The following is a 7,952-nucleotide window of genomic DNA, read 5'->3' as shown; positions in this document are numbered from 1 at the left end:
CGCGGCGACCGTCTAATCTCAAGTTAAGCTGGCATCTGTCTGTCATGTCTAGTACCCGTCTAGTGGTTGTCTAGTTAGATACTAGCACCTTGTCTAGTGATTGTCTAGTTAGACGCTAGCACCTTGTCTAGTGATTGTCTAGTTAGACGCTAGCACCTTGTCTAGTGATTGTCTAGTTAGATGCTAGCTAGCCCGCATACCCTGCTACCGCTGCTAATCAGCACAGGCTTAGTAGCAGCGATTTCTAACCTAGTTAAAGCTTCATCAGGTCAGAAGGCTCAAACGAGCATTGTTGAGAACCCCTGACAGGCTTATCAAACTTGACCAAGTACGTGTCACCAGTGGCGCGACTATAAACATTGTCCACAATCTCCCCGCGAGCACCCTGATAAATACCCCCTACATCCTTGACCACAACCCGATCGCCTATCTCAAAAGTTCGGGGCTTCTTAGTAGAGGTCGCGGCAGGTTTGGTGGATTCTGTAGTACAGCTCATCATTAATGTTTCTGAGTTTTCTAAAGATACCGATTTTGTATCCACAGTATCCACACTTAGCTCTAAAGCCTTATCTGGTAAGGGTTCAAGAGGTGTGGATAAGGTATCCACAGTGTATCCACACTTATCCACACTTTTGCCACGATCTACCTCTAAAAGTGTGGATACTGTGGATACTGTGGAGAGGGAAGTGTGGATATGTGTGTCGCTCTCTGTGTCAGGGTTTTGAGCAACTGTGGATACTGTGGAGTGTGGAGAGAGGGTAAATGTAATTTTTTGACCTTTTGTTGTAACCTCTCCATACTTCATCTCGATCAACTCTGTGAACCATTCTTGAATTTGCTGCTTGTTGGGGCGATGTTTTGAGTCGAATGCCTGAGTGACATCTCGTGCAGAAACCGACCCGCCCTTTGCCTCTGCCAAAGTAAGAATTTTTGCCAAGTTAGGAGCAAGTGCAGTCCGATCGGAGAACTCCGTGTAGAGCACGTCAATTTGGTTGGCGGTAAAAATCACAAATTTGACTGCCGCTTGCACAATACTTTTTGGGATGCGGGGCGTGACGGTTTGACCGTTAAAAATACAGTTGAGCACGTGGAGAACTCCGGCAAGCTTCCCTACTTTTTCCGGTGCTTTGCCAATCATTGCTCGTTTGCCCTGCATGGGCTCCGCAACCCGTTTATCCTCTGCCCTGTTGTAAAACTCTGTAAAGTAGCGCTTGGCATCGGGTTCTAGCTCTAATTTCAGTGCTGGCAGTGCATCAATTTTTTGATAAAGGTCTGTCAGCATCGGTGTCAGGTCAAAGCTCCCGGTGTCATCCAGAGATAGTTTCGACGCTGCTAACGGTTGAATCACAAAGTCGAACCGGGCAAACTTTCCGTTGCTGTCGGAACAATCTTTTAAGAGCGCCGCCAATACATCAGGCTGAATTGTCCCAAACACTGATAAAAGTAAACCGTCTAGGTCGGCTTTAACTCCTGAAGCCCGCAAGACTGTGCTGCCTGTCCCGTTCCAAAATTCGAGTAAATCTTCATCGTCACTCCCCTTGCCTCCCCGGTATTGGTTGGCAGATTTGAACAGCCCTGCCAATTCATCGCAGCGGTACATAAGCGCCTGATCGGGGTGCTCTGCGACCTGGTAAAGAATTCCCTCCCCCGTGGTTTTTGAGAAAGAGTAAAGTTTCTGGCGTGGTGGTTTTGGGGCAACACCTTTGTCCTCTCCTTTTGGAGCTTTCCAGGTCGCTAACTCTTTCTCGTAAGCTTCCTGTGCTTTATCAAAATCCTTCCTTGCGCGTTCCCGCAGCGGTTGCATGGGACGATCAATAATTTCCCGCATGATGGGAGATTTTTTCTGTGAGGATTCAGCAACAATGCCAGCAAAATAATTAGGGGTGACGCGGTAGTTGGTATCGTTCCGCAATTTAATTTCACTGCCAACCTTGAACAAACTAGAAACTTGAGTCAGCAGTGTTGTCAGGTAGCACTCAGGTTTCAGATTCAACATCTTGGCTAATTTGTTGATGGGTGTCGCCAAATCAGGAGGGATAATTTCGGCAATATTTATCTGAGACTTTTTGGAGTTCAGGAGCCGTGCAACCTCTGTCGCCACATCTTCCCGGTTGTCGGCTTGTTCTTGCTCCTCTTCCTTGGTTTTGTAAAGATGCCAGATTTCCTTTTCTTGGCGGCGATATTTCTCCGACAGTTTCAGGATTTCTAGTTTCAGCGTCGATCGCTTCAAGTCGGCTTCAAGGAGCGCGTCAATCTCATCCCCTAAATTTTCCAGACTGGAAGTCTCAAATTTTGGATGGTTCAAAACTTTTGCTGCTGCCTGCGGGGAAGTCTTGAAAACTTTCTTCTCTCCGATCGCAGCTTTCACTTGGCTCGCTGAAAGTTTTTCGTGGTCTATCCAATCAAAAATGTCAAGCCCGCCTTTCTCTGGTAAGTTTTCCCAAGCTTTGCTTTCTGGGAACGGGTAGAGCCACATAGCATCAGGGAAGTGTTCGGCAAGCTTGTCGGCGTGTTCAATTCCCTTTTTGTCTCTGTCAGGGACTATGACAATCACCTTTGCATTTTGCAAGTCCAAAGAGTCGGTAAGCGTGAACTTACCACCACCACCGATATTGGTAGTCGCAGGCATTCCAAGCTTCCAGAGCAAGTCAGCGCACGGTTCACCCTCGACTAGGTAAATCGTTTCATTGCTTGCGATCGCCTTTTGGACATCGGCATAGCGGTAAACCGGGATGCTGGCACGGGCAACATCTCCTAACCCTTTCTGCCACTTGGAACCATCCCAGTGCTCTTGCCAGATTTTCTTGTTACCCTCACCGTCGTCAACTCGCACCACGCGGACTAATCGGGAACCATTGCGATCGGGATATTCCCAAGAACGAGTATCTTTCGGTCGGATATCTTTGGTAGTTTTTTCTTTGAAAACGTACACACCACAGCGGTTATCAGAACTTGTGCCGTCAAAGTGCCACAGGTCAGGCTGCTGAGTTTTGGTGTGGTCAAAATTTTGATGGCAGAGAACCATCTTCCCGTCGAGGCTAATACGGCAGTCGCGGTCTTTGGTGCGTCCACAGACCGGGCAAGGATTAGACTTGCTGCTGCTGACAAGATTGCCGTGAACTCTTGAAACTTTACCGCCGATCGGAGTAGAATTGTCGTACATGAAATTTAGCTCGCCCCTAAGACGAGTCTGAATGTGGATAATCCTCAAAACCGTTGCGCTCAGGTCTCAATTGATAGCAGCGGTTTTTTGGTGTTTAGATTTTGGAAAATTTAGAATGCAGGTGAGACCGCCCCGCTAGTTGATTGCGGGTGCGGTAACGGTGTCAGTAAGGGACACGCCGATTAATCCGTTACAAAACTTAGGGATGAGAACCAAACTCTTTAGTAGTTGAGCTTGATGCGCTAAATGCTTAGCCATCGCCAGAAGCATTGCCTCTTTGTCATACTCCGTTACAAGCGCGCAGATTCTCTGAGGATTAAATCTGGGGTTGTACTTTACGAACCAGCGCAACCACCAACGCCACAATCGGCGCTCTTCTAAAATTTCTTGTGGTGTCAGTGGGTGGTTGTCCATGTGGATATTTTAGGTCAAGGGTGGAACATAGTGGAAAATCACGATTGTTGAGAATTGTCAATGGGTAACGGGTACGCCGTAAGATGAAAGCCTTTCTGTTCGCGGGTTTGAGTGTATACAGAAAATCGAAACCTATAGGGTTTAACTTTTATTCCTCACTACTAATTTTGCTAGTAAAAATCTCGTACAATCTCGTTCTGTTAGGAATTGCGAAGTATAACGAGTTATTTACGGAAACTCATATGAGTTTCCGCCGTAGAGAGCCTTGTACAGCAAGGGTTTTAGCGCTAAATTGAAGCAAATGGGGAGGGTGTGGCTCCCCAGTCGATCACAGTTCTGACGTGAATATTTTGCCGTTACAACAAATGGCTCAACCTATAGGTTGGTGCGTTAAAGAAAACTAGAGAATTTGCGCTCCTACTCGTTTCCAGTTCTGGCGGTTAAAATGCGGTAGAAAGAATGGCGGAACCTATAGGTTCGTGGGTTAAAGAAATTTACTAAATCACTCCCCGACCAAACGCTTGTACCCAGTCTCAGCGTTGATGATTTTCCCCCTGACCTCCCAAAACCGCATCCCACGGTCTAGGTTGTGGTTCCCCCGGTGTTGGCGGCGGAACTGCTGCCCCCAGTTGAGGTAATTGCAAGTCGTTGAGGTAGTAAGCGTACTGATTCTCATCTCCCCGCTGCGGGTAAAACTTGCCGTTAGTTTTCCAGAAGAAATCCTTGCCTCGCAAAACTGCCAATACTAGCTCTATTTCTGACTTAGTGCCAGTCAATCTTAAGGCTGCTGTAGTTGGGATGTTTGGCAGTCTAGTCATCATCTCCCCCCTCAAATTGATTGAGTAAATCTTGCAATTTTGCCTTACCCTCTGCGAACTTCCTCCCCTTCATCTTGAGAATATTCTCAATAATCCAAGTCGGACTTTTGCCAACTTCCTTTGCTTCCTTGACTTCCTCATAAAGCGCTTTAGCTAGCTCTAAGGAAGTATCGGTAGTGGTAGTAAGTGCTGCTTCCACTTCTCCCTGTTCAGCACTATATATGGCTTCCAGTCGCTCCCGTACCTCTTCCACATCAACACCAGGGGAAGCTAGAATTGCTTCCGCTTCCTGCTGTCTTTGTTGTTGGGAAATGTAGGCAGATGTCGAGATTTCATCAATCACATCAGCAGTAATTGCCCGCTCTTTAATTACCTCAATCTCCCGTTGCTCAGACAGTTTGCGGGCGATGCTGCCAGCGGACACTGCACAAGCGATTGCAGCACACAAACTGACACCTTGCAGCGCTTTGTGAGTGTCTAGCTTTTTGTCTAGTGCTGCTAGTGGAACCAACCACAGCACGACAGAGGACGCACTCAACACGAACAGTTTTAGCTGCATAAAAACACCCCTAAACCAATTAGCGACATCGCTAAACCGCCGATTAAAAGTGCTTGCAAGTCAGTGACTGAAATCTTAATCAACTTGCTCAGGGAGTAGTCAAGCAACCAACTCAGTCCCCAAGCAATTGCAATCGCTGCTAACAGAAATAAAACGGCTTTCATTGCCATCGGATGCAAACTCGCTATCCACCCCAGAAGGGAGAAAGCGACGCACCCAGCAACGAAGTAGTTAGCCAGATACATCGCTTTCATTTAGTTAGTCCCTCCCGTCAACTTGGCTTTAATTTCATCAATGCGAGCACGGGCATCATTTTCAGCTTTATCAATCCCTAAACCCAGTCGCGCATAACCAGGACGCAGACTGTGCAAGTGCTTAGCCAGTCGAGTGTCTGAGCGCTTTTTACTCAGTTCGTTATCGGCTACAGCACCTTCGTATTTGCGGTGATGACGGTGAACTTTAGCATCGGCTTCTTCAACTTTTGTCAGTGCTTCATAGGCGCGTTTAGACTGTTTTGCACCGTCTGTTTTTTCCTTTGCCAAGTCCTTCATGGCATCGGCTTCTTCCTTGGTAAAGTAACGCGGTGCTGGCACAACGGGAACACTACGGATGCTAGAAAAGTTACCAGGATTAGTCGGGGTAATTACACCGGGCGCGGTTGCTTGCAAAACTTTTGATTTGTCGATTGCGTGTCCACCATCGTTGCTAGCAGTGATTTTTCCGGCATCGGAATTACCGCCGAACAGTCGCAGTTGTAAGCTCATAATTTTGAAGCTCCGATTTGAATGTTTACGCGGACTGGGGGAAATAAATTCAGGGGGTTGATTTGTTGCCACATCGACATAGCCAGCACGAACACTCCCGCCGATGCGAGAACGAGTGCGATGAGTTGCCCAAAATCAACCCAGTCTAAAAAGCTAGTGGAAGTTTGGCGGGTGAAACCGCACACAGGGAATGAACCGTCATTAGTCCAATCAATGCTGTCTACACTGTCTAGCACTTTATCTAGTGGTTCACTCAAGGTGTACAAACAGTCGGACTGTTTGCGACTGTTTGCGACTGTTTCACTTGTGTCAAGCGATTGACTCCCGGTATACAAACAGTCGGACTGTTTGCGACTGTTTGCGACTGCTTGTATACCTTCTGGCACTGTGTCTAGCGGTTCAGATGTCTCGTCTACAGTGTCTACATTCACTGTGTCAAGCGATTCACCGTCAACGAGGTACAGTTCTAGCAGCGCTTCCCATGTAGCAGTTTTAGAAAGCTTCCCGAACTGTCTGGCGTCTTCATTGGAGAAGCCACGGTCATAGGCGATCGCCCTGAGTTGGTCAATGCGACGGCAACTGGCAGCGGGTTTAGTCATGGCAAAACCCCGCCAACTCAAATGTAAAGTGTTGCGATCGTCCGCAAAGACGATCGTCTAAAAATGTCATAATTTATCGGCTCCAAACGTTCCAAGATAACGGTTTGGGGAAGTCGTGACTTGATTAGCATTTCCAGTGCTACTCAGTCGCGCATCAATCTTCCTTAGTTACTCACGATTGCAGACTTACAATCCCTTGTCAACACCGGGACTGTAAAGTTTTGTTTCGCATCACAACCCAAATAGCGGGTCACAGAAAACAAGAATATTCACCCCATATCAGCCTCTTGCAACACACCCGGCAGACTAATCCGCTCAATATCAAAATGCAAATAATGTTGCATAATAACTTCCGGCGAATTCCCCACAAGCTTAGCCAGCTTTTGAATAGGAAAGTCATTATTAGCGTGGTACGAAATCATCGTGTGCCTCAGATTGTACGGAATACGATATCGCATCTCAAGACTCTTGAGTAAAGTTTTCCAGACCACATTTAAAGCAGCCTGACTGATAGGTTTTCCCATCTCGTTAGTAAACACAAAACCTTCTCGGTGTGGGATTGACTCAAGCAAAAGTTGCAATTCTTGATTTACGGGAAAAGTCCGCACAAGTTCTGTTTTAGTACCTTTTTTTGCAACAATCTTGCCCCCCGAAGTCAGCACCTGAGTCTCGCAAAAAGTTATGATTCTTTTCGCAATATTGACATTATTCCACTTGAGAGCGATTGCCTCACTGGGACGGCAACCAGTCAGCCAAAGAAAGTAAACGTACTTGTAATATTGGCTGTGCTTGCCTTTGAACCGAGAGTGGGTATCATCTTTAAGAGCATTTAGGATGCGGTAAACTTCGTCAACCGCGTACACGTCAATCTCTTTTTTCTCTTTTTTCTTGCCGCTAATTTTGACTGACCCCAAAACATCGCGATATTCGATACCCCACTTGCGAGGTATATTGCCCTGTTTGCTGTTCCAGTCAACTGCCGCCGTTAAGTGCATAAACCGTTTTTTCGAGGTAGCAGCAGAGCGTTTTGGGCTATCGAGTAGCCATTGAAGAATCTCTGACTTATCCTCCAGTCGCTTAAACGGGCATTTTTCTAGCAGTCTAGAAACGTGGGTAATTTCATTGTTGATGTAAGTCTGTTCCCACGCACCTAGTGATTTGTGAAAGTCAACATACTTTTTCCACAGCAGCGAAAGTTCGTCTTTGCGAACTATACGCAGAGAAGCTTTATCGCTACTCGCTAGCAGCGGTTTTAACTCCTCAATAAAAGTTCGCAGATACTCCAAATCAATTATTTCAGCGGCATCAACCAGTCGCTGTATTTCGCTGTCAAGCTTGCGCGCCAACACCAGGGCCGTAAATTCGTCCGAACCGAGTCCGATAGTCGATCGCCCAAATCTCTGATGCAAACGTGCCGCGTAGTAGGGCCTGACTCGGTGTCGCTGTACCTGAAGATTGAGCCACCGAAAGTCAGAATTTGCTGCTGGGTACATACTTACCGCTCCAACCTGAGATTAATTCTACCCAAGAATGGTATACGAAAATGGTATACACACAGCATCTATTTGAGTCGAGTTTCGTAGAATTCTTATTCGGCAAGGGCTAGCGCTCTCGAATAGGCAGACTCGAAATCTA

Annotated in this window: 8 protein-coding genes; all 8 read right to left on the bottom strand. The window is 46.9% G+C overall.

Annotation, left to right across the window (positions count from 1 at the left end; genetic code table 11):
• Positions 1–253 precede the first annotated feature (253 nt).
• Complete coding sequence (locus QUB77_RS30940) at positions 254–3,163, bottom strand: DUF3987 domain-containing protein (RefSeq protein ID WP_333177025.1); 2,910 nt, start codon at positions 3,161–3,163, stop codon at positions 254–256.
• A gap of 135 nt (positions 3,164–3,298) precedes the next feature.
• Complete coding sequence (locus QUB77_RS30935) at positions 3,299–3,577, bottom strand: hypothetical protein (protein ID WP_333177028.1); 279 nt, start codon at positions 3,575–3,577, stop codon at positions 3,299–3,301.
• Positions 3,578–4,110: 533 nt separating this feature from the next.
• A complete protein-coding gene (locus tag QUB77_RS30930; protein ID WP_333177032.1) occupies positions 4,111–4,398 on the bottom strand; it encodes a hypothetical protein in 288 nt (95 codons plus the stop codon).
• Entirely contained in the window at positions 4,388–4,954 is a 567-nt protein-coding gene (locus QUB77_RS30925; RefSeq protein WP_333177035.1) for a hypothetical protein, read from the bottom strand. Before QUB77_RS30925 ends, QUB77_RS30930 begins: the two co-directional genes overlap by 11 nt.
• Entirely contained in the window at positions 4,945–5,208 is a 264-nt protein-coding gene (locus QUB77_RS30920; protein ID WP_333177038.1) for a hypothetical protein, read from the bottom strand. The genes QUB77_RS30925 and QUB77_RS30920 overlap by 10 nt, the downstream gene beginning before the upstream one ends.
• On the bottom strand, positions 5,209–5,718 hold the full coding sequence (locus QUB77_RS30915) for a hypothetical protein (protein ID WP_333323725.1): 510 nt from the start codon (positions 5,716–5,718) through the stop codon (positions 5,209–5,211).
• Positions 5,715–6,317: a hypothetical protein gene (locus tag QUB77_RS30910; RefSeq protein WP_333323722.1), complete on the bottom strand. Its 603-nt coding sequence runs from the start codon at positions 6,315–6,317 to the stop codon at positions 5,715–5,717. Before QUB77_RS30910 ends, QUB77_RS30915 begins: the two co-directional genes overlap by 4 nt.
• A 269-nt stretch (positions 6,318–6,586) precedes the next feature.
• A complete protein-coding gene (locus QUB77_RS30905) occupies positions 6,587–7,810 on the bottom strand; it encodes a site-specific integrase (RefSeq protein WP_333179786.1) in 1,224 nt (407 codons plus the stop codon).
• Between the last annotated feature and the right edge of the window lie 142 nt (positions 7,811–7,952).

It is taken from the genome of Microcoleus sp. AT9b-C3, from assembly GCF_036705485.1.
Taxonomy (GTDB): domain Bacteria; phylum Cyanobacteriota; class Cyanobacteriia; order Cyanobacteriales; family Microcoleaceae; genus Microcoleus.
This window is presented reverse-complemented; position numbering and strand designations above follow the sequence as displayed.

Bases quoted from the DNA above. Each gene is read 5' to 3' on its own strand.
- QUB77_RS30920 (WP_333177038.1), bottom strand. From the start codon at position 5,208: ATGAAAGCGATGTATCTGGCTAACTACTTCGTTGCTGGGTGCGTCGCT.
- QUB77_RS30935 (WP_333177028.1), bottom strand. From the start codon at position 3,577: ATGGACAACCACCCACTGACACCACAAGAAATTTTAGAAGAGCGCCGA.
- QUB77_RS30910 (WP_333323722.1), bottom strand. From the start codon at position 6,317: ATGACTAAACCCGCTGCCAGTTGCCGTCGCATTGACCAACTCAGGGCG.
- QUB77_RS30940 (WP_333177025.1), bottom strand. From the start codon at position 3,163: ATGTACGACAATTCTACTCCGATCGGCGGTAAAGTTTCAAGAGTTCAC.
- QUB77_RS30925 (WP_333177035.1), bottom strand. From the start codon at position 4,954: ATGCAGCTAAAACTGTTCGTGTTGAGTGCGTCCTCTGTCGTGCTGTGG.
- QUB77_RS30905 (WP_333179786.1), bottom strand. From the start codon at position 7,810: ATGTACCCAGCAGCAAATTCTGACTTTCGGTGGCTCAATCTTCAGGTA.
- QUB77_RS30915 (WP_333323725.1), bottom strand. From the start codon at position 5,718: ATGAGCTTACAACTGCGACTGTTCGGCGGTAATTCCGATGCCGGAAAA.
- QUB77_RS30930 (WP_333177032.1), bottom strand. From the start codon at position 4,398: ATGATGACTAGACTGCCAAACATCCCAACTACAGCAGCCTTAAGATTG.